Annotated in this window: 19 protein-coding genes; 13 read left to right on the top strand and 6 right to left on the bottom strand. The window is 72.0% G+C overall.

The window, feature by feature from the left end:
- From NFU81_RS11935 to obgE, 4 genes are all read left to right on the top strand, one after another.
- Positions 1-3,886, top strand: a 3,886-nt coding sequence (locus NFU81_RS11935; protein WP_251488586.1) for an Rne/Rng family ribonuclease, incomplete at its 5' end; no start/stop codon positions are given.
- Between the two features lie 486 nt (positions 3,887-4,372).
- Entirely contained in the window at positions 4,373-4,696 is a 324-nt protein-coding gene (gene rplU / locus NFU81_RS11930; RefSeq protein WP_251488583.1) for a 50S ribosomal protein L21, read from the top strand.
- Between the two features lie 14 nt (positions 4,697-4,710).
- Positions 4,711-4,965, top strand: a complete 255-nt coding sequence (rpmA, locus tag NFU81_RS11925) for a 50S ribosomal protein L27 (RefSeq protein WP_251488578.1) — start codon at positions 4,711-4,713, stop codon at positions 4,963-4,965.
- Positions 4,966-5,089: 124 nt separating this feature from the next.
- Entirely contained in the window at positions 5,090-6,532 is a 1,443-nt protein-coding gene (gene obgE, locus NFU81_RS11920; protein WP_251488575.1) for a GTPase ObgE, read from the top strand.
- A gap of 97 nt (positions 6,533-6,629) precedes the next feature.
- On the opposite strand, the gene NFU81_RS11915 is transcribed toward obgE, so the two are convergent.
- Positions 6,630-7,043: a GtrA family protein gene (locus NFU81_RS11915; RefSeq protein WP_251488571.1), complete on the bottom strand. Its 414-nt coding sequence runs from the start codon at positions 7,041-7,043 to the stop codon at positions 6,630-6,632.
- Positions 7,040-8,047, bottom strand: a complete 1,008-nt coding sequence (locus NFU81_RS11910) for a glycosyltransferase family 2 protein (protein WP_251488569.1) — start codon at positions 8,045-8,047, stop codon at positions 7,040-7,042. Before NFU81_RS11910 ends, NFU81_RS11915 begins: the two co-directional genes overlap by 4 nt.
- 335 nt (positions 8,048-8,382) lie before the next feature.
- Between NFU81_RS11910 and NFU81_RS11905 the strand changes: the two genes are divergently transcribed.
- On the top strand, positions 8,383-10,125 hold the full coding sequence (locus NFU81_RS11905) for a stealth family protein (RefSeq protein ID WP_251488567.1): 1,743 nt from the start codon (positions 8,383-8,385) through the stop codon (positions 10,123-10,125).
- 69 nt (positions 10,126-10,194) lie between these two features.
- Here the strand turns inward: NFU81_RS11905 and NFU81_RS11900 are convergent, their stop codons facing one another.
- Both NFU81_RS11900 and NFU81_RS11895 read right to left on the bottom strand, forming a co-directional pair.
- The gene (locus NFU81_RS11900) at positions 10,195-13,011 is read right to left on the bottom strand and encodes a stealth conserved region 3 domain-containing protein (RefSeq protein WP_251488565.1); all 2,817 of its coding nucleotides are present in this window, start codon (positions 13,009-13,011) and stop codon (positions 10,195-10,197) included.
- Positions 13,008-13,913 carry a hypothetical protein gene (locus tag NFU81_RS11895; RefSeq protein ID WP_251488562.1) on the bottom strand — a complete coding sequence of 302 codons (906 nt, stop codon included), beginning with the start codon at positions 13,911-13,913 and terminating at the stop codon, positions 13,008-13,010. The genes NFU81_RS11900 and NFU81_RS11895 overlap by 4 nt, the downstream gene beginning before the upstream one ends.
- Positions 13,914-14,351: 438 nt before the next feature.
- On the opposite strand from NFU81_RS11895, the gene NFU81_RS11890 reads away from it, so the two are divergent.
- Entirely contained in the window at positions 14,352-16,490 is a 2,139-nt protein-coding gene (locus tag NFU81_RS11890; protein WP_251488559.1) for a PIG-L family deacetylase, read from the top strand.
- Between the two features lie 90 nt (positions 16,491-16,580).
- Here NFU81_RS11890 and NFU81_RS11885 read toward each other — a convergent pair whose 3' ends face one another.
- Positions 16,581-18,296, bottom strand: coding sequence for an FG-GAP repeat domain-containing protein (locus NFU81_RS11885; protein WP_251488556.1), 1,716 nt, complete (start codon positions 18,294-18,296; stop codon positions 16,581-16,583).
- A gap of 150 nt (positions 18,297-18,446) precedes the next feature.
- On the opposite strand from NFU81_RS11885, the gene galE reads away from it, so the two are divergent.
- The 6 genes from galE to NFU81_RS11855 all read left to right on the top strand — a co-directional run bounded on the left by galE (position 18,447) and on the right by NFU81_RS11855 (position 24,445).
- Entirely contained in the window at positions 18,447-19,418 is a 972-nt protein-coding gene (galE, locus tag NFU81_RS11880; protein ID WP_251488554.1) for a UDP-glucose 4-epimerase GalE, read from the top strand.
- Between the two features lie 79 nt (positions 19,419-19,497).
- The gene (gene proB, locus NFU81_RS11875; RefSeq protein WP_251489055.1) at positions 19,498-20,613 is read left to right on the top strand and encodes a glutamate 5-kinase; all 1,116 of its coding nucleotides are present in this window, start codon (positions 19,498-19,500) and stop codon (positions 20,611-20,613) included.
- Between the two features lie 165 nt (positions 20,614-20,778).
- The gene (locus NFU81_RS11870) at positions 20,779-21,237 is read left to right on the top strand and encodes a hypothetical protein (RefSeq protein WP_251488552.1); all 459 of its coding nucleotides are present in this window, start codon (positions 20,779-20,781) and stop codon (positions 21,235-21,237) included.
- A 78-nt stretch (positions 21,238-21,315) separates the two neighbouring features.
- Positions 21,316-22,593 carry a glutamate-5-semialdehyde dehydrogenase gene (locus tag NFU81_RS11865; protein WP_251488550.1) on the top strand — a complete coding sequence of 426 codons (1,278 nt, stop codon included), beginning with the start codon at positions 21,316-21,318 and terminating at the stop codon, positions 22,591-22,593.
- Between the two features lie 111 nt (positions 22,594-22,704).
- Positions 22,705-23,139, top strand: coding sequence for an SCO2583/SCO2584 N-terminal domain-containing protein (locus tag NFU81_RS11860; protein ID WP_251488548.1), 435 nt, complete (start codon positions 22,705-22,707; stop codon positions 23,137-23,139).
- 64 nt (positions 23,140-23,203) lie between these two features.
- Positions 23,204-24,445, top strand: coding sequence for an SCO2583 family membrane protein (locus NFU81_RS11855; RefSeq protein ID WP_251488546.1), 1,242 nt, complete (start codon positions 23,204-23,206; stop codon positions 24,443-24,445).
- On the opposite strand, the gene NFU81_RS11850 is transcribed toward NFU81_RS11855, so the two are convergent.
- Positions 24,339-25,445, bottom strand: coding sequence for a M48 family metallopeptidase (locus NFU81_RS11850; RefSeq protein WP_251488544.1), 1,107 nt, complete (start codon positions 25,443-25,445; stop codon positions 24,339-24,341). The genes NFU81_RS11855 and NFU81_RS11850 overlap by 107 nt on opposite strands.
- A gap of 171 nt (positions 25,446-25,616) precedes the next feature.
- On the opposite strand from NFU81_RS11850, the gene NFU81_RS11845 reads away from it, so the two are divergent.
- Positions 25,617-25,766: a hypothetical protein gene (locus NFU81_RS11845; protein ID WP_251488542.1), complete on the top strand. Its 150-nt coding sequence runs from the start codon at positions 25,617-25,619 to the stop codon at positions 25,764-25,766.
- Positions 25,767-25,769: the final 3 nt, after the last annotated feature.

The raw sequence follows: 25,769 nt of genomic DNA, 5'->3' as shown, positions 1-25,769 counted from the left end.
GGCGACGGCTCCGGCCGGTTCGCCCGCGGTGACGGAGGAGGCCGCTGAGGCTGAGGCTGCTGCTCCGGCTCGTCGTCGTGCGACGCGTAAGGCTGCTGCCGCGCCCGAGACTGCGGCAGCCGGCACCGAAGAATCCCCCGCGACCGACGAGGCTGCGGCGCCTGCCCGTCGTCGTGCGACGCGTAAGGCGACGGCTCCGGCCGGTTCGCCCGCGGTGACGGAGGAGGCCGCTGAGGCTGAGGCTGCTGCTCCGGCTCGTCGTCGTGCGACGCGTAAGGCTGCTGCTCCGGCTGAGGCTGCGGCGCCTGCTGCCGAGGAGGCCGCTGAGGCCGAGACCGCGGCGCCTGCCCGTCGTCGTGCCACGCGTAAGGCGACGGCTCCGGCCGGTTCGCCCGCGGTGACCGAAGAGGCCGCCGCCCCGGCCGCCGAGACGCCCGCACCTGCCGCCGAGACCGAGGCCGAGCCTGCCGCCGATGCGGCTCCGGCGCGTGCCCGTCGTCGTGCGACGCGTCAGGCGAGCGCTCCGGCCGGCTCGCCCGCCGTGACGGAGGAGCCCGCTGCCCCGGCCGCCGAGGCGCCCGCGCCCGCACCCGCCGCCGAGACCGAGGCGGAGCCCGCTGCCGATGCGGCTCCGGCGCGTGCCCGTCGTCGTGCGACGCGTCAGGCGAGCGCTCCGGCCGGCTCGCCCGCCGTCGCGGAAGAGCCCGCTGCACAGCCCCAGGCCCCCGCGGAGGCCGCCCCCGCGGAGGCCGCCCCCGCGGGGCGTACCGCTCGGCGTACGCGGAAGAAGGCGGCGCCCGCCGCGACCTTCTCCGCAGGCGGCGACGGCTCCCGGCGGCTGAAGCCGGGCGCGCTGGCGCCCCAGCATGAGTCCGCCGCCGAGGCGGCACCGGCAGGGCCGGCGACCGCGTACACCGGCAGGGCGCTGCGTGACGGCGACGGCTGGGCCGTCGAGGTCGACGACGCCTACGAGATCCGCGGATACGGTGCGACGCCCGAGGACGCCGCCGCGCAGGCGGTGTCCGCGCTGGCCGACGCCTTCGGCATCGCGGCCGAGTCCGTGACGCTCGACGTGCGGACCGAGGCGGCGCCCACCCGCGGCGGCCGCCGCCGGGCCGCACAGCCGCCGACCGCGGTCTTCCAGGCACCGGTGTTCGTCGCCCCCACTGCCGCAGCCGCGCCCGCGGCCGCCGAGGAGGCGGAAGAGGCCGAGCCCGAGCCCGAGGCCGAGGAGCACGAGGGCGGCGGTCCGCGCCGTCGCAGGCGCCGCAGGGGCGGTGCCGCGGTGGAGGCCGAGCCCGAGGCCACGCAGGCCGCCGAGACCACCGAGGCCACCGAGGCCGAGGCGGAGGAGCCCGAGGAGGGCGAGGGCGACACCGAGGGCGAGGACCGCCCGTCGTCCCGTCGCCGCCGCCGCGGCGGCCGTCGCCGTCGCCGCGGGGACTCCGCCGAGCACGACGAGGGCGCCGGCGAGGACGAGGACGAGGACGAGTCGCAGGACGGCGAAGAGGCCGAGGGCGCCGACGAGCACGAGGACGAGCACCCGCAGGGCGGCGGGACCGGTGGCAGCACCAGCAGCCGCCGTCGCCGCAGGCGCCGCCGCCGCGGTGGCGAGTCCGGCGCGGATGATGGTCACGGCGGCGACGTCGACGACCCGGAGCGCACGGTCGTCAAGGTCCGCGAGCCGCGGCAGAGCCAGGAGCCGCTGGGCACCGGCGCCGACCAGGTGCAGTCCATCAAGGGCTCCACCCGCCTGGAGGCCAAGAAGCAGCGCCGCCGCGAAGGCCGCGAGCAGGGCCGCCGCAGGGTGCCGATCATCACCGAGGCCGAGTTCCTGGCCCGCCGCGAGGCGGTCGAGCGCGTCATGGTGGTGCGGCAGAACGGCGAGCGCACCCAGATCGGCGTGCTGGAGGACAACGTCCTCGTCGAGCACTACGTCAACAAGGAGCAGGCCACCAGCTACGTCGGCAACGTCTACCTGGGCAAGGTCCAGAACGTGCTGCCGTCGATGGAGGCCGCCTTCGTCGACATCGGCAAGGGCCGCAACGCGGTGCTCTACGCCGGTGAGGTCAACTTCGAGGCGCTCGGCCTGTCCGGCGGCCCCCGCCGGATCGAGTCCGCCCTCAAGTCGGGCCAGCCGGTGCTCGTCCAGGTCACCAAGGACCCGATCGGCCACAAGGGCGCCCGGCTCACCAGCCAGGTCAGCCTGCCCGGCCGCTACCTGGTCTACGTGCCCGAGGGCTCGATGACCGGCATCAGCCGCAAGCTGCCCGACACCGAGCGCGCCCGCCTCAAGACGATCCTGAAGAAGATCGTCCCCGAGGACGCCGGCGTCATCGTCCGCACCGCGGCCGAGGGCGCGAGCGAGGACGAGCTGCGCCGCGACGTCGAGCGCCTGCAGGCGCAGTGGGACGACATCCAGCGCAAGGCGAAGAACGGCGGCGGCTCCAACGCGCCGACGCTGCTCTACGGCGAGCCCGACATGACCGTCCGCGTGGTCCGGGACATCTTCAACGAGGACTTCTCGAAGGTCATCGTCAGCGGCGACGAGGCGTGGGGCACCATCCACGACTACGTCACCCACGTCGCGCCCGACCTGGCGGACCGGCTGTCCCGCTGGACGTCGGAGGTGGACGTCTTCGCGACGTACCGCATCGACGAGCAGCTGCTCAAGGCGCTGGACCGCAAGGTGTGGCTGCCGTCCGGCGGTTCGCTGGTGATCGACAAGACCGAGGCGATGGTCGTGGTCGACGTCAACACCGGCAAGTTCACCGGGCAGGGCGGCAACCTGGAGGAGACCGTCACCCGCAACAACCTTGAGGCGGCCGAGGAGATCGTCCGGCAGCTGCGGCTGCGGGACCTCGGCGGCATCGTGGTGGTCGACTTCATCGACATGGTCCTGGAGTCCAACCGCGACCTGGTCATGCGGCGTCTGCTGGAGTGCCTCGGCCGGGACCGCACCAAGCACCAGGTGGCCGAGGTCACCTCGCTCGGCCTGGTCCAGATGACCCGCAAGCGGGTCGGGCAGGGCCTGCTGGAGTCCTTCTCCGAGACCTGCGTCCACTGCAACGGGCGCGGAGTCATCGTCCACATGGACCAGGCGACCACCACCGGCGGTGGCGGCGGCAAGCGCAAGCGCCGCGGCGGCAAGGCCGGCGGCGAGGGCCACGAGCACGTGGCCGACGTCGAGGTCGAGGTGGAGACCGAGGCCGAGGAGCTGCCCGAGCTGGAGCCCATCGAGGTCGGCGAGTCCGACCTGGTGCCGGCGGTCGGCGACCCCGAGGAGGAGTGGTTCGGCAGCGCCGCCGAGGCGGAGGCCGCAGCGAGCTCGTCCCGTGGCCGCAGCCGGCGGCGGGGCGCCCGCAAGGCGACCGCGCCCGCCGGGGCGCCTGCCGCCGCGGCCGGCGAGGCCGAGCAGGCCTTCGTCGTCGTGCCGGTCAGCGAGCCCGACGTGGAGCCGGCGGCGTTGCTGCCGGAGCCCGAGGTCTCCACGGAGCCGCCGGCCCGCACGCGGCGGCGTGCGACCCGTAAGGCCACGGCTCCCGCGGGTTCGCCCGCGGCGGCGGAGGAGGCGGCCGTCGTGGTCGTCGCGGCCGAGGCGCCCGCCGCTCCGGCTGCCGCGCTGCCCGAGCCCGAGGTCTCGACCGAGCCGCCGGCTCGCACGCGGCGGCGTGCGACCCGCAAGGTGGCCGCCCCCGCGGGTTCGCCCGTGGCGGCCGAGGACGCGGAGATCGTCGTGGCCACGGCCTCCGAGCCGGAGCCCGAGCCGAAGAAGCGGGCTGCGGCCCGCAAGGCGCCGGCCAAGAAGGCGGCGGCGAAGAAGACGGCGAAGAAGGCTGCGACCAAGAAGTCCGCAGCGAAGAAGGCTGCCACCCCGGCGGAGTGACTCCCCTCCCCGCGCTCCCGGGCTCCCCTTCCGTAGGGGAGCACCCACCGGGAGCGCGGGCCGTCCCCCCGCGACCGTCGTGTGGCGACGGAACGCCGGCACATCAGGGGCGCGGGGAACTGCGCGACCAGCCGTCGACGAGCTGTACGTCGTCACCGGCCCGAAAGGGCTCTTCGCTCCGGAGACGGACCACCTGCCGGTGGGTGGCTGAGCGCGCAGTTCCCCGCGCCCCTGTCAGGCGCCGTCCCGCGCAGAACGTGCCCACGACCCCGCGTCAGCGGGAGGGCCCACTCCGGCGCCGGAGCGGGGTCTTCCGGGGGAACCCGGAGGATTTGACCGGGGTGGGGGCGCTACGTAAAGTTGAGCTTCGGCGTTTATGCGCCCTTCTCTGAGCACATTCCTCCCGGTCAACCGGGAGAGGCCCCCCGGGTACGACATGGGACGGCTGGCATCAGGGGTCCGAATCGAGCAGAGAGTGAGTTCCGCGTGTACGCGATCGTGCGTAGCGGTGGCCGCCAGCACAAGGTGGCCGTCGGTGACATCGTCGAGGTCGACAAGATTCCCACCGGCAAGGTCGGAGACGCCGTCGCGCTGTCGACGCTGCTCGTGGTGGACGGCGAAGCCGTCACCAGCGACCCGTGGGTGCTGGCCGGGATCAAGGTCGAGGCCGAGATCGTCGACCACCACAAGGGCCAGAAGATCGACATCCTGCGTTACAAGAACAAGACCGGTTACCGCCGTCGCCAGGGTCACCGCCAGCAGTACACGGCGCTGAAGATCACTGGCATCCCCGCCGCGGCTGCGAAGTAAGGGACTGAGGAGAGATGGCACACAAGAAGGGCGCATCGTCCACCCGGAACGGTCGCGACTCCAACGCTCAGCGGCTCGGCGTGAAGCGCTTCGGCGGCCAGGCCGTCAACGCCGGTGAGATCATCGTCCGCCAGCGCGGCACGCACTTCCACCCCGGCTCCGGCGTCGGCATCGGCAAGGACGACACGCTGTTCGCGCTGTCCGCCGGTTCGGTCGAGTTCGGTACGAAGCGCGGTCGCCGCGTCGTGAACATCGTTCCGGCTGCCTGAACGGCACGCTGAGGGCTTTCCGAGGGCGGACCCTCTTCCCGGCACACGGGAAGCGGGGCCGCCCTCGGCGTGTTATGTCTTCGCGTGAACGCGCGCAGACCCGTATGTATCTGGAGGAAATGCCATGACCACCTTCGTGGACCGCGTCGAACTGCATGTCGCCGCGGGTAACGGGGGCCATGGCTGCGCCTCCGTGCACCGGGAGAAGTTCAAGCCGCTGGGAGGCCCCGACGGGGGCAACGGCGGCCGGGGCGGAGATGTGACCCTGGTCGTCGACCAGGACGTCACGACGCTGCTGGAGTACCACCACAGCCCGCACCGCAAGGCCACCAACGGCAAGCCGGGGGAGGGCGGCAACCGGTCGGGCAAGGACGGTACGGACCTGGTGCTGCCGGTGCCCGACGGCACGGTCGTGATGGACAAGCACGGCAACGTGCTGGCCGACCTGGTCGGCCAGGGCACCACCTTCGTCGCCGGCCAGGGCGGCCGCGGCGGCCTGGGCAACGCGGCGCTGGCGTCGGCCCGCCGCAAGGCGCCGGGCTTCGCGCTGCTCGGTGTGCCGGGCATCGCGCGCGACGTGGTGCTGGAGCTGAAGACCGTCGCGGACGTGGCGCTCGTGGGCTACCCCAGCGCCGGCAAGTCCTCGCTGATCTCGGTGCTTTCCGCGGCGAAGCCGAAGATCGCGGACTACCCGTTCACCACGCTGGTGCCCAACCTCGGTGTGGTGACCGCGGGTTCGACCGTCTACACGATCGCCGACGTGCCGGGGCTGATCCCCGGCGCCAGCGAGGGGCGCGGCCTGGGACTCGAGTTCCTGCGGCACGTCGAGCGCTGCTCGGTGCTGGTGCACGTGCTGGACACCGCGACGCTGGAGTCCGACCGCGACCCGGCCACCGACCTCGACGTGATCGAGGCGGAGCTGCGGGCGTACGGCGCCGGGCTGGAGGACCGGCCGCGGATCGTGGTGCTCAACAAGATCGACGTGCCCGACGGTCGCGACCTGGCCGAGATGATCAGGCCCGAGCTGGAGTCCCGCGGCTACCAGGTCTTCGAGGTCTCCGCGGTCTCCCACGAGGGCCTGCGGGAGCTGTCCTACGCCCTCGCGAAGATCGTCGCCGAGACGCGCGCCGCCCAGCCCGTCCAGGAGTCCACCCGGGTCGTCATCCGCCCGCAGGCGGTCGACGACGCGGGCTTCACGGTCACCGCCGAGGAGGAGGGCCTCTTCCGGGTCCGCGGCGAGAAGCCGGAGCGCTGGGTACGCCAGACCGACTTCTCCAACGACGAGGCCGTCGGCTACCTCGCCGACCGCCTCAACCGCCTCGGCGTCGAGGACCAGCTCCTCAAGGCCGGCGCGAAGCCGGGCGACGGCGTCGCCATCGGCTCCGAGGACGACGCGGTCGTCTTCGACTGGGAGCCCACGATGGCGGCCGGCGCCGAGATGCTCGGCCGCCGTGGCGAGGACCACCGTTTCGACGCTCCTCGCGCGGCCGTGACCCGCCGCCGTGACAAGCAGGCCGAACGCGACGATGTGGAAGAGGAGTACCGGGGCTTCGACCCGTTCCAGTAGCCCTGGGGGCACGCCGGTACCCGACGGGGTGTGGACACCTCACACGTGCGGCCCCGGACCTGCTGGTCCGGGGCCGCAGCACGTGGAGCGGCGGGGGTCAGAAGGCCGTGGCCGGCGGGGTGTCCTTGGTCAGGATGCGGCGGGAGAGGACGTACGTGAACGGGATCGCCGCGGCCGCGGCCACCAGCGGGGCGATCTTGTCGTTCATGTGCGCCCACTCCACGAAGGCGTAGACGCCGATGCTGGTCACCACGTAGTTCGTGACGTTGGTCAGCGGGAAGAGAAAGAACTTCTTCCATGTCGGCCGGGTGCGATAAGTGAAGTACGTGTTGAGGAAGAACGAGCCGATCATGCTCAGCACGAACGCCAGTGAATACGCGGCGAAATACGGCATCAGCGGATGCAGCGCCAGATAGAAGCCGTAGAACGTCGCGGTGTTGACGCCGCCGACCAGCGCGAAGCGCACGATCTGCAGCAGTTGGGGTGACAGCCTGGGCGTCGCGGCGCTCAACGGATCTCCGACCAGTCCTGCCGCTCCGGCACCTGCGCCTCGCCGGCAGGCGCTCCGGCCTGGTCGCCCACCCGGAAGGTGCGCGGCGTGTTCGTCTCCTTGACCAGGAAGTGCGGGCGGCGCTTGGTCTCATAGTAGATGCGGCCGATGTACTCGCCGATCAGCCCGAGCATCATCATCTGCAGCCCGCCGAGGCCGGTGATCGCGACGAGCAGGGTGACGTAACCGGGCGCGGTCGGGCCCTCGATGATCGCCTGCACGCTGATCACCGCCGCGTAGGCCGCGGCGAGCCCGGCAAGGCCGAGGCCCGCGTAGATCGCCAGTCGCAGCGGGCGGTTGTTGAACGAGATCAGCCCGTCCATGCCGTAGTTGATCAGCGCCCCGAAGCGCCACTTCGTCTCGCCCGCCTCGCGCGCCGCGTTGCGGTAGTCGAAGGTGACGGTGTCGAAGCCGATCCAGGAGAAGAGGCCCTTGGAGAAGCGGTTGTACTCGGGCATGGACAGCAGCGCGTCCACCGCGGGCCGCGACAGCAGCCGGAAGTCGCCGACGCCGTCGGTGAGCTCGACGTCGACCCACTTGTTGATCATGCGGTAGTAGAGCCGGCTGACGGCCGAGCGCATCTTCTTGTCGCCCTCGCGGGTGCGCCGGGCGATCACCTGGTCGTGCCCGAGGTGGTACAGCTCCAGCATTCGCGAGATCAGCTGCGGCGGGTGCTGCAGGTCCGCGTCCATGAGGACGACCGCGTCACCGGTGGCCTCCCGCAGGCCGGCCAGCATGCCGGCCTCCTTGCCGAAGTTCCGGCTAAACGAGACGTAGCGGGTGCTGCCCGGGTGGTTCTTGGCGAGCCCGCGAAGCCGTTCCAGCGTCCCGTCCCTGCTGCCGTCGTCGACGTAACACACCTCGTAGTCGACGGCGAGGGTGTCCAGGGTCGCCCTGATCCGCTCGTCGAAGAGGTCGATGACGGCTTCTTCGTTGTAGCAGGGAACTACGATCGACAGTCGCATGAAGGTCACTTTCGGCGCCGTGCGTCAAATACGCGGTGCGGCGGCTGGGAAACCGAGCCGCATATGTGAGCGTCAGTGTAGGTGGGGGCCACGCGCTGCGGTGGGGGTGCGCTACGAGGTCGGCGAACGTTCAGGAAGCTGTCCGAATGGTAGTGCCAAGAATTCACCGGGCAAAGGGAACCGCTGCGGCCTCGGATGATCACCTGCCGGTGAAATGGACCGCTTGGGGACGCCAGGCGAACGCAGGGCATACTGGGGATGTCGGCCTCGATGGCTGTGTTTGGTCCGCCGGACGGCCTCCCAGGAGGCCGTCGTTCGATGAGGAGTCGCCTGCCGTGCGTAATCCCGAGGCACCCCGGCTGCTGGGGGTCTACCGACGAGCCGTGCCGGAAAGCGCCCGCAAGGCCATCGCGGCCCGCGTCGACTCGGATCTGCGCAAGCAGGTGAAGCTCAGGATCGCCGGGGCCACGGCCGCGGCGGAGCGGGTGCGGGCCGCCAGGGTCGGAAAGCGCCACCAGGCGCTGGTGGACCGGCCGGACCGCCGGGTGATGACCGTCGGCAGGGAGCCCAAGGTCGCCCTGGCGATCCCCGGCGTGACCCCGCTGGTGGCCCGCCGGGCCAACCTGGACGCGGTGCTCGACTGCCTGGAGGCGGCCGGCCTGAGCCACTTCTGCGTACGCGGCCGCTCCGACACCGCCGCCGCCGTCGCGGTGCGCGAGGCCGACCGGGAGGCGGTGCTCGCCGCGTTGACCGCGCTGTGCGCCGAGGAGCCCGGCTACGTGACCCCGGTCGCCGGCAACAAGCCGGTGCCCGAGGAGTCGCTGCCCGGCTACGAGCCGGCGACCTGGCGCAAGGTCGCGGCCGCGGGCGTCTTCCGGCTCACCTGGTACCGCAGCGACGAGCACGGCCTTCTGGCGCTGGGCACCCGCTACGGCTGCGACATCGAGTTCTGGACCGAGGAGGACGGCCGGCTGATCGCCCCCCGGCCCGGGAAGCTCGCCGAGGACATCCCGGCCGACTCCAAGACGGTGCAGGCCCCCGAGGCGTTCTTCACCGACCTCGCGCCCCGCGACATCGGCGTCGGGCCGCTGCACGAGGTGCCCACCCGCGAGCACTTCGCGATCCACCCCACCGGCGAGGTCCGCTTCCCGATCGACGTCGTCTACACCTGGGTCGACGGCTCCGACCCGGCGTGGCTGCGCCGCCGCGCGGAGTTCTCCGGCGAGGGCTACCACGAGGAGGCCGCCAACGCGGCCCGCTACCTCAGCCGCGACGAACTGCGCTACTCCCTGCGCTCGCTGCACATGTACGCGCCCTGGGTGCGCAAGGTCTTCCTGGTCACCGACGACCAGACGCCGTCCTGGCTGAGCACCGAGCACCCGGGTATCCAGGTGGTCAGCCACCGCGAGATCTTCCGGTCCGCCGCCTCGCTGCCGACGTTCAACTCGCACGCCATCGAGAGTCAGCTGCACCACATAGAGGGCCTGTCGGAGCACTTCCTCTACTTCAACGACGACGTGCTGCTGGGCAACGAGGTCACCCCGCAGGACTTCTTCCTCGGCAACGGCCTGACCAAGTTCTTCCCCTCGCCGGCGCTGGTGCCGCTGGGCGAGCGGACCGCGGAGGACCCGCCGGTCGCCGCGGCCGGCAAGAACAACCGGCGGCTGATAGAGGAGAACTACGGCTCGGTGCTGGTGCAGAAGATGAAGCACATGCCGCACCCGCTGCGGCGCAGCGTGCTCGCCGAGATCGAGGCGGAGTTCGCGGCCGAGTACCGGCAGACCGAGTCCAGCCACTTCCGCAGCATCGACGACATCTCCATCGCCTCCTCGCTGCACCACTACTACGCGTTCGCCACCCGCAGGGCCGTGCCGTCGGAACTGCCCTACACGTACATCGACCTGACCCACCCGTGGACCGAGACCCGGCTCGGCCGGCTGCTGGCCCGCCGCGACAAGACGGTGTTCTGCGTCAACGACACCGTGTCCACCGGCGAGGACGTCTCGGAGCAGAAGGACCTGATCACGCCGTTCCTGGAGGCGTACTTCCCGGTGCCGGGACCCTTCGAGAAGCCGTAGCCGCCGCGCCATGCGAAAGGGCGGCCCTTCCCCCGCGGGGGAAGGGCCGCCCTCTGCCGTGCCGGGCGGTCAGCGCTCGTAGGGCGACGGGACCGGGAAGTACGCGCTCAGGAAGGCGCGCAGCACGCGGTCCTGCTCGTCCACCGGCACCTCGGACTCGGCGGACTCACCGATGCAGAAGACGTCCTGGTGCCGCGAGGTCAGCAGCCGGGTGAGCATCTTGTGGTGGGTGTAGTCCGCGATGTTGGCGTATCCGCAGGAGATCGCTCCGGGCACCGTCTGACCGGTCAGATAGCCGAAGTGGTGGTGCAGCGACGAGGTCACCGACAGGTCGTTGCGGCTGCGGAAGCGGTTCGCGGCGGTCGCGCCGGTCTCCTCGGGCCAGCGCTCCGCGATCTGTTCCAGCACGCTGCGCCGCAGCGGGTGCGGCGCGTGCAGGAAACCGTGGGTGGCCGTGCGCCCGAAGGCCTCCTTCAGCAGCTTGCGGTTGTTCTTGGCCGCGACGAAGTAGCCCTCGTCGTCGTCCGTGATCTCGCTGATCGGGATCGAGGTCGGCGACCGGTAGAACTTCGAGGTGCCGTTGCTGTGGAAGAAGCTGCCCGGGGTCAGCGGGCGGCCGAAGAACACGTCGTCGTTGACGTAGAGGAAGTGCTCCGACAGGCCCTCGATGCGGTGCAGCTGGCTCTCGATGGCGTGCGAGTTGAACGTCGGCAGTAGCGAGGTGTCGGCGAAGATCTCCCGGTGGCTGACCACCTGGATGTCGGGGTGCTCGGTGTTCAGCCAGGACGGCGTCTGGTCGTCGGTGACCAGGAAGATCTTCCGCACCCAGGGCGCGTGGGTGGCCAGCGACCGCAGGGAGTACCGCAGTTCGTCGCGGTTGCGGAAGCGCACGTCGCCGGCTTCGGCGCCGGTGTCGGGCAGGCCGGCCGCGGAGCGGGCGGCGTCGCGGCGCGCGCGCCAGGCGGCGTCGGTGTCGTCCACCCAGGTGTAGACCACGTCGATGGGGAAGTCGATGTCCCACATCAGGTCCCTGCCGGTGAAGGCGGTCGTCGACGGGTACTGGCGGTCGCCGACCGTCAGGGTGCCGGTCGCCTCCAGGTCGGGCAGTCGCGGTCCTGCGACGGTCGCGGAGCCGGGGGAGACCCGCCAGCCGTCCTCGTCCTCGGACCAGAACTCCACCCGGCAGCCGTAGGCGGGACCGTAGCGCAGGGTGCGGCTCTCGGAGACGATCGGCTTGAAGACCCGTACGCCCTTGACCTCGCCGACGTTGCGCAGCCGCTCACCGAGTACCGCACCGGGGGCGGAGACACGTGGCGACATCAGCTCGCCGTAGACCGGCTTGCCCGCCAGGCTGTCGGCGAGCGCGTCCAGTACCCGCTGTCCGTCCTCGGCGCGCACCGCGAGCCGGAAGCCGATCGCGGCGGTGTCGCGCAGCATGATGTACGGAACCCCGTGCTGCTCGAGGGCGTCCGCGGCCAGTTCCAGGTTGATCGCGGCCATCTTCCAGGCCGGGACGTCGTTCCTGACCTCGGCCACCCGGCCGCCGGAGCGGATCAGCCGGTTGCGGTCCTGGGCCTGGATGATGACCTCGCGGGCCTTCTGCTCGTCGTTCGACGGCGACAGCCTGCTGACCGGGGCCGCCACCGCGAAGGTGCGGCTGCCGCCGGTGGCGATCCGCCGGGCGGCGCGGTCGGCGCGCTCGCTGAAGCGCTCCGGCTTGTCGCGGCGCTCCACGAGCCTGGCGAACAGGTCCTCCCACATCGCCGATATCTTCTCGGCGTTGAAACGCTCGCGGGCGCCTTCGAGGGCGTTCTTCCCGTAGGCGTGCCGCAGGTCGTCGTCGCCCATCAGCCGCGACATCGCGGCGGCGTACGAGCTGACGTCGTCGGACTGGACCAGCAGACCGTCGACCTCGTGCCGCACGATCGTCGCGGGACCGGTCAGCGAGTCGAAGGCGACCACGGGCACACCGGCGGCGAAGGCCTCGAGCATCACCAGCCCGAAGGCCTCCCAGCGGGACGGCATGAGCGCGATGGACGCCTTCGCCCACTCCTCGGACATCTGCCGGGAGCGGCCCAGTATCTCGACCCTGTCGTGCAGGCCGAGCCCTTCCACCAGCCGGCGCAGCTGGTTGAGCTGCGGTCCGCCGCCGAAGATCCGCAGAACCCAGCCCGGATGCTCCTCGCAGATCTCCGCGAAGGCCTGGATCGCCAGGTCCATGCCCTTCTCGTACATCATGCGGGCAGCCACCATCACGACCTTGGTCTCCAGGTCGGAGCGCGGCTTGTAGCCCTCGGGCATCGCGTTGGGGATGGTGGCGAGCAGCGGCGCGGACTGGCCGAGCGACTCGGCGAACCAGTTGGTGGTCAGCTCGGTGAGCGAGACCAGCGCGTCCAGCCGCGGCGCGTGGATCAGCATCGGCTCGCCCGTCGGGCCGCGCAGCTGCGAGATCCGGTGCTCCTGGTGCAGCGTCACCACCCGCGGCGGGGCCAGTTCCACCATCGCCATCATCAGGGCGGGCGTGGTGGTGATCAGGATGTCGCAGTCCAGCACGCTGATCGCGGCGGCCATCTCGAAGTCCGACAGCCGGTCGAAGGTGGGCTCGGCGGACGGCGGGATCAGCTCGCTCGGCTGCGATGCCAGCGCCAGGCACTCGTCGTCGGTGAGAGTGCTCGCGCGCACCGGACGCGGCACGCTGCCGGTGCGGTCGACCAGGTAGCGCATCGTGACCGCCTTGCCCTCGGTGAGGAAGGGCTCGGACTCGGTCTTGAAGATGCTGAGAACCTCGACCTCGTGCAGCGGGGCGAGATGGGCCGCCTGGGTGTAGGCGGCCTTCTCGGTGCCGCCCATCGCGTCGCCCCAGGTGAGCAGAAATGTGATCTTCATGCGTCCTCGTTGGTTCCGAAGGCGGCGCAGGCGACCGCCAGGGCGCCGCTCGGCGTCAGATGGGCGTGCACACGTGCCAGGGAGCCGTCCTCCAGGGCGACTATGGTGAAAGGAGTGCGGAAGACGTCCTTGATGTTGCGCACATGCGTCAACCGCCTGGCCAGTTTCAGCCGGGTGCGTCCGGCCCGCAGCTGGAAGTCCCAGGTGCGCTGCGCCGACTGCCTCGCGGTCATCGCGGCGAGCGGTATGTCGAAGGTGAAGTCGTCGCCGTCCCAGACCGCTTGGACGGGAACGGACTTGGTCGTGCCCCTGCGGACCGCCTCCGCGGTGTAGTCGGTGACCGGGTGGCGGCGGGAGATCAGCCGGCCGTGCACGGTGATCCGGTCGAAGCGCAGGTCGAAGGCCAGCAGTTCGGCCTGCTGCGCCGGTGCGCTCACCTTCAGCATGGCCCGGCCGTCGACGGAGCGGACCGGTCGGAAGACCGCACCGCTCGACGTCGAGGGGGAGGTGGGGAGGGTGGGGCCGTCGATGGTGCTCAGCGCCGGCGCTGCGAGGTCGGCCCTGGTCTCCCGGCCGGCGGTGTCGACGGTGACGACGGTGAAGCGCCATATGCCGGTGCCCACCGCGAGGCCGCGGGTGTCGCGCTCGCCGGGTCCCGCGTGCAGCAGCGGCGCGGTCGCGGTGAGCAGCAGGGTGCCGTCGCGCTGCGGTTCCATGACGAGTTCCAGGCTCATCCGCCGGCTCCCGCGGACCAACTCCAGCCGGGCGGCGGCCAGTCCCGCGGGCTGCCGCGGGAGGACCACCGCGACGTTCAGCGTGCGGCCGCCGAGCACCGACAGATGTTCCGTCTGCAGGACCGGCCTCGGACGCACCCCGCTGCCCAGGGCGGGCACGGTGTGCATCCGCTCCACTCTGCGGCGGACGCGTACAGCCGCGGAACGCGCGCGCTTGGCCGCACCCACCGCATAGGGCAAGAGCGAATCACTCACGTGGTCCGGACCCCGATTCTCGTCTCGTCTGATAGCCAGCGCATCGTTTCAAGGATGCCAGGGATCAGCAAGTTCACTGTTTGCGTCCCGTTCGGCTGCTCTCCACCTGCCTGTACGGCCCCCCGTCGCGCCCCCTGTCCGGCTGGCAGGTATTCCGTCGAATTCGGGCCGCGCCGCCCGGAGGAGCACCTCCCGCGCTGTGACGACGGTCACGGTAAACGGAAGAAACCCGCTCCCGGAATTGTGCCTCTTGCGCTGCGGGTGGTCGAAATGATCACTCGCGAGGTGAACGGAGAGGGAACAGTGGACCGTAGCCAGCCGGGGCGTGGGGGCCTCGCACGCAGGGCCGTGATGGGTTCCGCGGCAGGGGCTCTCGCGTCGTTCACCGTGGCGGGATGCCGCGGCGCGGCGGGCGCGGCGACGACGGCTCCGCCCTCCGGCGCTTCCCGGCCGCGCGTCACTCCCCGGCCCACCGGCAGCACGCTGCCCGTCGCGGCCCCGGTCGCCTTCGTGCCGGCTGCGGCGCCCCTGGTGATGCAGGTGCTCGCACACCCCGACGACGACCTGTACTTCATGAACCCGGACACGCTGAGCACCCTCGAACGTGGGGTGCCGGTCGTGTCGGTCTACGTCACCAGCGGCGACTCCTTCGGCGTGAACCGCGCCCCAGGCCAGCGCCACCGGCCCAAGGGGGACATCCCCGCGTACGTCTCCGCCCGGCAGCAGGGGCTGCGCCAGGCGTACGCACGGATGCTGGGTGCCACGATCTTCACCCCGTGGGTCCGCACCGCGCTCGACCTGCCGGGCGGCGGCGCGGCCGAGGTCGCCACGCTGGTGCACGACGGCAGACGGGCCGAACTGGTCTTCCTGCGGATCGACATGCACACGCCGGTGTCCGGCGGCACCCTCGGGATCGACAAGCTGTGGGCGAAGGGCGGGGAGGTGAACACCGTTCCGCAGCCCGACTCGCCGGTGCGCGGGACGCACACCTTCGATCCGGTGTCGCTGACCGACGCGCTCGCCTTCCTCATGGACCGCTACCGGCCGAGCCTGATCCGCACTCTCGACCCCGACCCCGACATCCAGGTCCACGACGCGAGCCATCCGCGCGGCAGCGACCAGGGCGGCTACTCCGACCACCGGGACCACACCGCCGTCGCGCAGTTCACCTGGCGCGCGATGGCGCAGTGGTCGGACCGTACGGCGGCGGGCGGGACCGCCCCGTCCTTCCTCACCGAGACCTACCGCGGCTACTACAACCAGCGCTGGGCGCACAGCCTGCCGCAGGACGTCGTGCGGATGAAGGCCGGCCTGCTGGACGTCTACGGCGGCAATCCCGCCTGGGCCTGCGGCAACCCCGGCGGTTGCGGCGACTACTCCGTCGGCCAGGGCGCCTCGCTGCGGGACCCGCGGGGGTGGGTGCGGAGCACCCACTACCGCTACCCCACCGCGGGGCCGCGGGCCGGCCGGGCGAAGGACGGCCGGCTGGTCGCCTACGGCGTGCTCGGCACCAGGGCCGTCCGCTGGACGGTGGCCGACGCCCCCGGAGCCGCGTGGAGCGCGCCCGAGGACCTGGGCGGCGGACCGCTGGTGCCCGCGCTGGGCGTGGCCACCGGCGCCGACGGCCACGACCTGGTCTTCGCGCTGCGCTTCTCCGGGCTCGACGGCGACCCCGGTGCCGACACCCGGGAGATCGTGATGCTGGAGACGTCGGGTGCGGGGGGCGCCCGTTCCGCGTGGCGGCGGCTGGGCAATCCGGAGCAGGACCCGGTGCGCGGACGCCGGGTCGGCCCGCCGGCCGTCGTGGCGGGCAGGGACGGCCGCATCCACCTGTTCGTCCGCAACGCGTCGAAGGGCCTGAGCACCCGGGTCCGCGAGGCCGAGGGCCACTGGTCGCCCTGGCGTGCCCTGTCCGGTGGCCAGGTACAGGAAGGACTGGCCGCCGCGCTGGACGCGCAGGGCCTGATCCATGTCTTCGCGGCCGGCTTCACCGCGGTCCACGAGTGGGCGCAGGACACTCCCGGCGGCGAGTTGCGGCACCGGCAGCTGAAGGGGATGGCGCCGCCGGCCGAGGCGCCGGACGCCGTCGCCGCGGCTGACGGCTCGCTGCTGCTGGCCTACCGCGAGCCCGACACCGCGGTCCTGGTGGTGGAGCGGCTGGCCGAGGCCGCCGGCGGGCACCACTGGACACCGGCCGCCCAGCTCGGCGGTGCCGGTTTCGGACCGGTCTCGCTGCTGGCAGGCCAGCCGGTCAGGGCCGGTGAGGAGCCGGTGCTCGCGGTACGGGGGGTGTCCGGCGACGCCCATCTGGTGCGGGACGGCCTGGTCGTCGCACCTGGCGGTGTGCCGGCCGCGGTCCACAACGGGGCGGGCTCCTTCGCGGTGGGCCGGCCGGCGCTGCTGAAGGCGGGCGCCGGCGGCCCGCTGCTGGTGTCGCTGGGGCTGGACGCTGCGCCGGACGCCACCCCCGCGGGACCGGGCGGCAGTTGACCGCCCTCGCGACGGCGAAGGCGCCCGCACCGGAACGGTGCGGGCGCCTTCTCGTCGTATGGAACCTCAGGCCCTCAGAACCTCACGGGCTCAGAAGAGCTTGGAGTAGGTGTTCCAGCCGCCGCCCAGCGCGACGCCGGCGGAGAACTGCCCGGTGCCGTGGGCACTGAAGCGGTACATCGTGCCCGCGGAGTTCACCGCGAGCAGGTCGGCCAGGCCGTTGCCGTCGATGTCGCCGGCGGTGGCGATCTTCTTGTACCCGCCGAAGCCCGAGCTGAGCTTGACCCGGCCCGCGAACGGCGCCGACGCGTTGCCGGTGCCCTTGTAGATGTACAGCGTGCCGCCCGTGTCACGGGCCAGGATGTCGGTCCGGCCGTCGCCGGTCATGTCGCCGGCGCCGATGATGGCGTTGTAGACGCCCCAGCCGCCGCCGATCAGCGTACGGGCGGAGTAACCGGTGCCGGTGCCCGTGCCGCGGAAGAGGTACAGCTGCCCCGAGGAGTTGCGGGCGAGCAGGTCGCTCTTGCCGTCGCCGCTGACGTCGCCGGGGGCGACCGTCAGGTTGTACGACCAACCGCTGGTGATGGCGCCGCGGGCGTAGTTGTAGAGCGTGCCGCCGGCGCTGATGAACAGCTCCGGGTAGCCCTCGTCGGTCGACGAGACGCCGGCGGCCATGTTCGAGACGCCGGCGAAGTCGCCGGGGTCGCCCACCGGGTCCCGCCCGTAGAACGTCCCGGTGTTGGTGGGTACGTAGCCGTACATCGAACCGGACGACGTGACGCCGGCCAGCCACTTCTTGCCCCAGTTCTGGATGCCGCCCATGCCGGCCATGACGTCGATTTCCCCGGCACCGGTGCTCCACAGATAGCGGGGCTTGAGGCCTCCGGCGCCGTTCGCCGCGTACTGGTACAGGTCACCGCTGACGGTCCGGCCGGTCACGAAGCCGGCACCGGACTCGCCGTTGCCGAGGCCGATGATCTGGTTGTACGTGTTCCAGCCGGTGCCGATCAGCGCTTTGCCCTTGTAGGGCGCGGCCGCGACTCCGGTGGCCTTGTAGAAGTACAGGTTCCCCGCGGTGTCGCGTGCGACCAGGTCGCTGATGCCGTCACCGTCGAGGTCCCCGGCGCCGGCCAGCTGGTCGTAGACGGCCCAGCCGCTGCCGATGAGCAGGCGGGTCTTGAACGGCGCGCTGCCGCTCCCGGTGCCCGGGAAGAGGTACAGGTGGCCGTCGAAGGTCCGCGCGGCGATGTCGGGGATGCCGTCACCGGTCACGTCGTCGAGCGCGAAGACCTTGTTGTAGATGGTCCAGCCGGTGCTGGTCCACGACGAGGAGGCCGGGAAGTTCGACCCGCTGAACATCTCCAGCTTGCCGCTGGCGGTCAGCCCCAGGACGTCGGGACCGGTCGCCCCGTCGATGTTGCCCGGGGTGATCACATCCACGTACTGCTCGGTGGAGTCGCCGAGGCTGTGGTTCCCGTCGGCCAGGGAGTTGTACCAGTTGAAGTCCACACCGCGGTAGAGCTGGTCACCGGCCCCGTCGCCGTCGATGTCGTAGCGGACGGGTGCCGGGGTCTGGACGGCGGCGCCCGCCGCCAGCTTCGACTTGTTCACCGACGCGGTGGGCGCGGAGATGTGCGGAACGTGCGCCGCGGACACGGTGGACCGATCCGCGACGTGGTGCGCACCGGGCTCTGCGGCCTGTGCGCCCGAGCTCAGCGCGAAGGCGCCGAGCGAAAGGATGCCGGCCGTGCAGGCCGCCACAAGACGCCGGCGGCCGTTGGGCCGTGCCGGCTTGGATTCTGACACTAATCCCCCCATGGGATCTCAAGCAGTGAATCCCCGAACCGCTGCAACCGGATCTATTCGAAGATCCGTCCGGTTCTGGTGGGCGGAGTCTATCCCTCGGGTACGACACCGCATGCGGCGATATCCGGTCCGATCGTTAGACTTCCGGCCATGACCTGGATGATTACCGGCGGCGCCGGCTACATCGGTTCACATGTCGTCAAGGCGCTCGTCGCCGGCGGGCAGCCTGTCGTTGTCGTCGACGACTTGAGCGCAGGTCATCCGGAACGGCTGCCCGCCGGTGTGCCGCTGGTGCGCGGCAGCGTCCTGGACCGGGCGGTCCTCGACCGGGTGCTGCACGAGCACGAGGTGCGCGGCATCGTCCACATCGCGGCGAAGAAGCAGGTCGGCGAGTCCGTCGAGCGCCCGCTGTGGTACTACCGGGAGAATGTCGAGGGCCTGCGGACCGTCCTGGAGGCGGCCGTCGACGCGCAGGTGCGCAGCTTCGTCTTCTCCTCGTCCGCGGCCGTATACGGAATGCCCGACGTGGACCTGGTCACCGAGCAGACCCCGTGCGAGCCGATGAACCCGTACGGCGAGACCAAACTGGCCGGAGAACGGCTGGTCGCCGCAGTCGGCCGAGCGCACGAAATGGCCACCGCGTGTCTGCGGTACTTCAACGTCGCGGGCGCCGCGAGCCCGGAACTGAGCGACCCGGGCGCCACCAACCTGGTGCCGATGGTCTTCGACCGGCTCACCCGCGGGCTGCCCCCGCTGGTCTTCGGCGCCGACTACCCCACGCCCGACGGCACCTGTATCCGCGACTACGTGCACGTCGAGGACATCGCCTCCGCGCACGTCGCCGCCGCCCGCCGGCTCGCCGAGGACCGCGAGGCGCAGCTGGTGCTGAACATCGGCCGCGGCGAGGGCGTCTCGGTGGCCGAGATGGTGCGCATCATCCAGGAGGTTTCGGGCCACACTGGGATCGCCCCCGAGGTGGTCGCACGCCGCCCCGGGGACCCGGCCAGGGTCGTCGCGTCCGCCGAGGCGATCAGCAGGGAACTGGGATGGTCGGCCTCCCACGACATCCGCGGGATGGTCGTCTCGGCCTGGGCGGGCTGGCAGCTGCGCCACCCGCAGTAGCCGCGGCACCGGCGCGCGGCGGCAGCGCACACCCCGACACGAGGGACGGACGTACGTGACGACGGCGGCACGGCAGGACGTGGTGGAGGCCCGCAGAGTCGTGGTCAAGGTCGGCTCCTCGTCGCTGACCACGGCCGCCGGCGGCCTGGACGCCGACCGGGTGGACGCCCTGGTCGACGTGCTGGCCAAGGCACGCGAGGACCGGGAGATCGTGCTGGTCTCCTCCGGCGCCATCGCCGCGGGGCTCGCCCCGCTCGGGCTGCCCAGCAGACCCCGCGACCTGGCACGGCAGCAGGCCGCGGCCAGCGTCGGGCAGGGCCTGCTGGTCGCCCGATACACCGCCTCCTTCGCCCGCTACGGCATCCGCGTCGGCCAGGTGCTGCTCACCTCGGACGACGTCAGCCGCCGCGCCCACTACCGCAACGCCTACCGCACCCTGGACCAGTTGCTGGCGATGGGCGCGCTGCCGGTCGTCAACGAGAACGACACGGTCGCCACCGACGAGATCCGCTTCGGCGACAACGACCGGCTCGCCGCCCTGGTCGCCCACCTGGTGCGGGCCGACCTGCTGGTGCTGCTCTCCGACGTCGACGGGCTCTACGACGGCGACCCGCGCACCCCGGGCACCCGCCTGATCGCCGAGGTCACAGGACCGGGGGACCTGGAAGGCGTGTCCATCGGCAGCGCCGGCCGGGCCGGCGTCGGCACCGGCGGGATGGTCACCAAGGTCGAGGCCGCCGCCATCGCGACCGGCGCGGGCGTCCCCGTCGTGCTGACCTCCGCGGTGCACGCCGCGGACGCGCTGGCCGGCCGCCCCACCGGCACCCACTTCCACCGCACCGGCAAGCGCTCCGCCGACCGGCTGCTGTGGCTCGCCCACGCGTCCGCCCCGCGCGGCGCCCTGCGGCTCGACGCCGGCGCGGTCCGCGCGGTCACCCAGCGGCACAGCTCGCTGCTGCCGGCCGGGCTCACCGGGGTGGAGGGCGACTTCGCCGCGGGCGACCCGGTGGACCTGGTGGACGAGTCGGGCCTCGCGGTGGCCCGCGGCCTGGTCAACTACGACGCGCGCGAGCTGCCCAGGCTGCTCGGCCGCTCCACCCGCGACCTGGCGGCGGAGCTGGGACCCGCCTACGAGCGGGAGGTCGTGCACCGCGACGACCTGGTGCTGCTGAGGCGGCAGGGGCTGACGCGCTGACCTCGTCGGGGACTTCTTGCGGAAAAGGCCCCCGCCGCCTGCCGGAGCCTGGTCAACTTTGATGAGGATGCGATGCGCAGGTACGTCCCTGCCACCGCCCGGGTCCGCGCCCGCCGGCACGGACGGGGCGGGCGGCGGCGGACGCAACCCACAGGGAGGCCGCTGGTGAAACGAGGGCGCCCGGGGCCGTCGACCAGGAGTTCGGCGGAGCGCGCGCTGGTCAGCGTCGACCGCGGGGCACCGGACGGCGCGGTGGTGCCGTACCAGTCGCGGACGCAGGACAGGCCCGCCGCCCGGCTGTGGCATGTCACGCTCAGCGTCGCCGGGCCGCTGACCTCGCTGGCGGAGCTGCGCCGCGGCCTGGAGCAGCTCGCCAACGACCACCCCTTCCTGCTGACCAGCCGCTACGCCCCCGACCACGCGGAGATCCGCTACTGGGAGGAGGCCAGGGACGTCCACGACGCCGCCGCGCTGGCGCTGCGGCTGTGGGGCGAGCACCGCTCGACCGCAGGGCTGCCGCCGTGGGAGACGGTGGGCCTGGAGGTCGTCGACCGCGACACCTACCACCAGCGGCTGGCCGCCGGCCCCGCTCCCGCCGTCCCGGCCGGCGTCCACCCCTTCTGACGCTCCTCGGCCGAAGGGACGCCGTCCAGCGCGTGGGCGGACCGGGCGCGGGCACTTCGCGGTCAGTACGCTACGGGCATGGATGCCCTCCCCAAGTCCCCCGTGATGCTCGCGGCCTACCGCGCCAAAGCCGCCGCGGCGGACCTGGCCCCGCTGCCGCGGTCCGCGAAGGACGACGCGCTGCTGGCCGTCGCGGACGCGCTGATCGTGCGCACCCAGGAGATCGTCGCGGCGAACGCCGAGGACGTGGCCCGGGCGGAGGAGGCCGGCACCAGCCCGGCGATCGTCGACCGGCTGACGCTCACCAGGGAGCGGATCGCCGCCATCGCCGCCGACGTGCGGCACGTGGCGGGCCTGCCCGACCCGGTCGGCGAGGTGCTGCGCGGCTCGACCCTGCCAGGCGGCCTCGACCTGCGCCAGGTCAGGGTGCCGCTCGGCGTCGTCGGCATCATCTACGAGGCCAGGCCCAACGTGACCGTGGACGCCGCCGCGCTGTGCCTGAAGTCGGGCAACGCGGTGCTGCTGCGCGGCTCGTCGTCGGCCTACGCGTCCAACACCGCCCTGGTCGCCGTGCTGCGGGACGCGGTCGGCGGCGCCGGGCTGCCCGCCGACGCCGTGCAGCTCGTGCCAGGGGAGAGCCGGGAGTCCGTCACCGAGCTGATGCGCGCCCGCGGCATGGTCGACGTGCTGATCCCGCGCGGCGGCGCCGCCCTGATCCGTACCGTCGTCGAGGGCTCCACCGTCCCGGTGATCGAGACCGGCACCGGGAACTGCCACGTCTACGTCGACGCGCAGGCCGACATCGACATGGCCGTGGAGATCCTGGTCAACTCCAAGGCCCAGCGGCCCAGCGTGTGCAACGCCGCCGAGACGCTGCTGGTGCACCGCGACATCGCCGACCTGTTCCTGCCCCGCGCGCTGGAGGCGCTGGCGGAGGCGGGCGTCACCGTGCACGGCGACCCGCACGTGGTGGCCGCCGCCGAGGCGGCCGGCAGCAAGGCCACCGTGGTGCCGGCGACCGCGGAGGACTGGGAGACCGAGTACCTGTCCTACGACATCGCCGCCGGCGTGGTGGACTCGCTGGACGCGGCGGTCGCCCACATCCGGCTGTGGTCCTCGGGCCACACCGAGGCGATCGTGACCGGCTCGCAGCCCGCGGCCCGCCGCTTCACCCAGCTGGTCGACGCGGCCGCGGTGATGGTGAACGCCTCGACCCGCTTCACCGACGGCGGCCAGTTCGGCTTCGGCGCGGAGATCGGCATCTCCACCCAGAAGCTCCACGCCCGCGGCCCCATGGGGCTGCCCGAGCTGACCTCCACCAAGTACATCGTCACCGGCGACGGCCACACCCGCTGACCTGCGGCGGGCCGGTTCCGCCCGGGGTTGGGCCATCCGGGTGAACGGCCGGACCGCAGCCAACCGGGATTCCCCTGCCCAAAGGGCCAACTTCCGCATTACTCTGGACAGATGTCGGACGATGACGAATTCGCCTCCGTAGTCCTCGACGAAGAATTCGTACGGTCTGCTCTGTTCCACGAGCCCACGGCCCGGGAACGGATGCTGGCCGTCGCCGAAGGTCCCGCGCTACCGCCCGGCTGGCCCGGGCGGCGCAGAAACCCGCGCTCGGCGGTCCCCGAGGCGGGCGACGACGCCGACTTCCCGGAAAGCGATCCGCTGTACGCCGCCGGGCATCCCTACCGGGGCAGCAGCACCCGCTGGCACCGCCCGGTGGCCTGGGCTCTTGCCGTGGTCATGGGCATAGGCGTGGTCGCCCTGACCTTCGCCGCGGTCTACCGCGGTGCGGGCGGCGCGACCCGGCAGCCGGCCGACCCCCCGCCGTCCAGCGGCAGCCCGGTCGGCGACCGGCTGATGCCGCCGGTCGCCAGTACCCCCGTCCCCTGATCCCGTGTCAACTCGGCCGGTACCGGGGAGTTTATTCCCGCGTCCGCAGACTTAACCTTGTGCTATGAGCGGGCCTGGAGACCCTCCTGAGGGCACGCCCGAGGGCGCCTCAGGAGGCGGTGAGGACGAGTACCGATCCGTCGTCTTCGACGAATCGTTCGTGAGAGCTGCCCGGATCCAGGAGTACTCCGCGCGCGAGCGGCAGGACGACGCCGCCCATCCGGTCAGGATCCGCCATGTGCTGCCCCGCGGCCTGGCCCGCCAGGCGGTGGCCCTGATCCTGCTCATCGTGCTGGCCTTCGGCTTCGCGATCTACATGGGGGTCCGGCACCCCTACAAGGCCCACGACACCGGCACCGGCGAGCAGCTGCGCGTCACGGTGATCCCGCTGGTGCCGGGCGGCCGCGTGCCCGCCGTCTCCCCTGCCGCGCCCTTCACCGGCACCGCGGCGGCCGGCTACGCCGACGGCGTCCGCGGGCTGAACGTGCCCGAGGAGATGCACCGGATCGGCGGATACTCCGAGGGTGAGGTCAGCGAGGGCTACGACACCGCCGTGGACTTCATCACCGAATCCGCGCTGGAGGAGCAGACCGTCACCGGCGGCGATGTGCGGGAGGTGCGCGCGCTGCTCGATCCGAGCCAGATCGACCAGTTCGACAGCAGCCTCAGCGACCCGGCTGCCGACGGCTCCCGCGAGGTCACCGGCTGGATGGTGCGCTTCGACCCCGACCCCGAGGTGCGGGTGGAGCTGGCGGGCGGCAACGCGGGCATCCGGGTGAACGGCGGCTGGACGGCGTCCGAGACCGGTGACGACCACCTGGAGATCGTCGCCGACCACACCTACGTCTACGCCATCCGCGGCTCGTCCGACCCCACGGGCGCGGTGTCGCTGTTCACCGTCCGGCGGAAGCTGCGCTTCCACTTCGACCACCGGGAGCTGACCCGGCACCACATCGAGGTGGTGCAGGCGGACGTCGCGGCCGGGCCGCTGGCCTGCTCGGCCGAGGTGCAGAGCTACTTCCGGCCGATACTGGCCGGCCACTCCGCGCCCGACGCGGTCGCCGGCGCCGACCCGTACAACCGCGCGCACCCGCCGGGCGCCGTGTGCGCCCCGCTCACCGACGCGACGGGCAGCGGGGCGGCGGACCCTCCCGCATCGCCCCCGGCGGCGGCCACGACCGCCGCTACGGGGGCCACGGCTACGGCAGCGGGCTCTCCGGCTGCTCGTCGTCGTCCGGCAAGTCGGAGTCTGTTGCTGACCCCGAAGGCCGTTCCGCAGTCGCCTGCGACGTTCCGCCTCCTGTGAAGCGGTCCCTGAGCTTGCCGCCGACGTCGCCCGCGCCGTTGGTGATGTCGCGGATCAGGCCCATCAGCGGGTCCTTGGACTTCTTCACCGTGTCGGCGTAGTGGCTGGCCGAGTCGCGGAAGGCGTCGGAGACCGAGGCGTCCTTGTCCTCCGTCCGCCGCGGGTAGTGCCCGTCCATCAACCGCTGGTACTCCCGGGTGCCCGCCCAGCGGCGCAGCTCGGCGGCCCTGACGGTGGTGAAGGGGTGGCTGCGCGGCAGCACGTTGAGGATCTTGAGCACCGAGTCGCGCAGGTCGCCCGCCGCCTCGTACTCGTCGGCCTGCTTGAGGAACGCGTCGACGTTCATCTCGTGCAGGTGGTTGCCGCCGGCGATCTTCATCAGGCCGCGCATCGAGGCCTGCAGGTCCTGGCCGACCAGCAGCCCGGCCCGGTCGGCGGACAGCTCCGACTTGCGGAACCACTCGCGCAGCGCGGTGATGATCGCCAGCACTGCCAGATTGCCCAGCGGTATCCACGCCACGCGCAGCGCCAGGTTGGTGAGGAAGAGCAGTATCGTCCGGTAGACCGAGTGGCCGGACAGTGCGTGGCCGACCTCGTGGCCGATGACCGCGCGCATCTCCTCCTCGTCCAGCAGCTCGACGAGACCGGTGGTGACCACGATGATCGGCGCGTCCATGCCGATACACATGGCGTTGGGCTGCGGGTCCATCGTCACGTACATCGACGGGACCTTCTCCAGGTCCAGGATGTAGCAGGCGTCCCGCAGCATCGCGTTGAGATGCGCGAACTGCTCGTCGCTGACCCGGACGGAGTCCGAGAGGAACAGCAGCCGCAGGCTGCGCTCGGGCAGCAGCCCGCTGAGCGACTTGAAGACCGTGTCGAAGCCGGTGAGCTTGCGCAGCGCCACCAGGGCGGACCTGTCCGCGGGGTGCTCGTAGGCACGTGAGGAGATGTCAGGGAATCTCGTGCGGGTGCGTCCCGGCAGCTTCTCGGTGCTCACGCGATCGTCGTTCGGTCCGTTCGACTCGGACATACTGGCCCAACCCCCTGGTAGCCCACCGGTACATAGTCAGGGACGCGCAGAGCCTGCGCGAAGTTCCCGCAGGGCCGCCCGTACGATGTCCGCAGAGTCTTCCCGCCCGTCCCCGACTTCGCAAAGGGTCCCGCTGACATGTCGCCCCTCGCAGTCTCCACTCTGACCACCCTCGCCGAGGACCACGGCGGCAACCACCCCAGCCTGAGCCCGTACCTGACCGGGTTCGGCGCGCTGGGCGCCCTGCTGATCCTGCTGTGGCTGGTCACGCGCTTCAACCGGGACTGACCG

Origin of the sequence: Actinacidiphila cocklensis (genome assembly GCF_907177275.1) — a bacterium.
GTDB classification, from domain to species: domain Bacteria; phylum Actinomycetota; class Actinomycetes; order Streptomycetales; family Streptomycetaceae; genus Actinacidiphila; species Actinacidiphila cocklensis.
The sequence above is the reverse complement of the archived record's forward strand: the minus strand, read 5'-3'. Positions and strand labels throughout refer to the sequence as shown.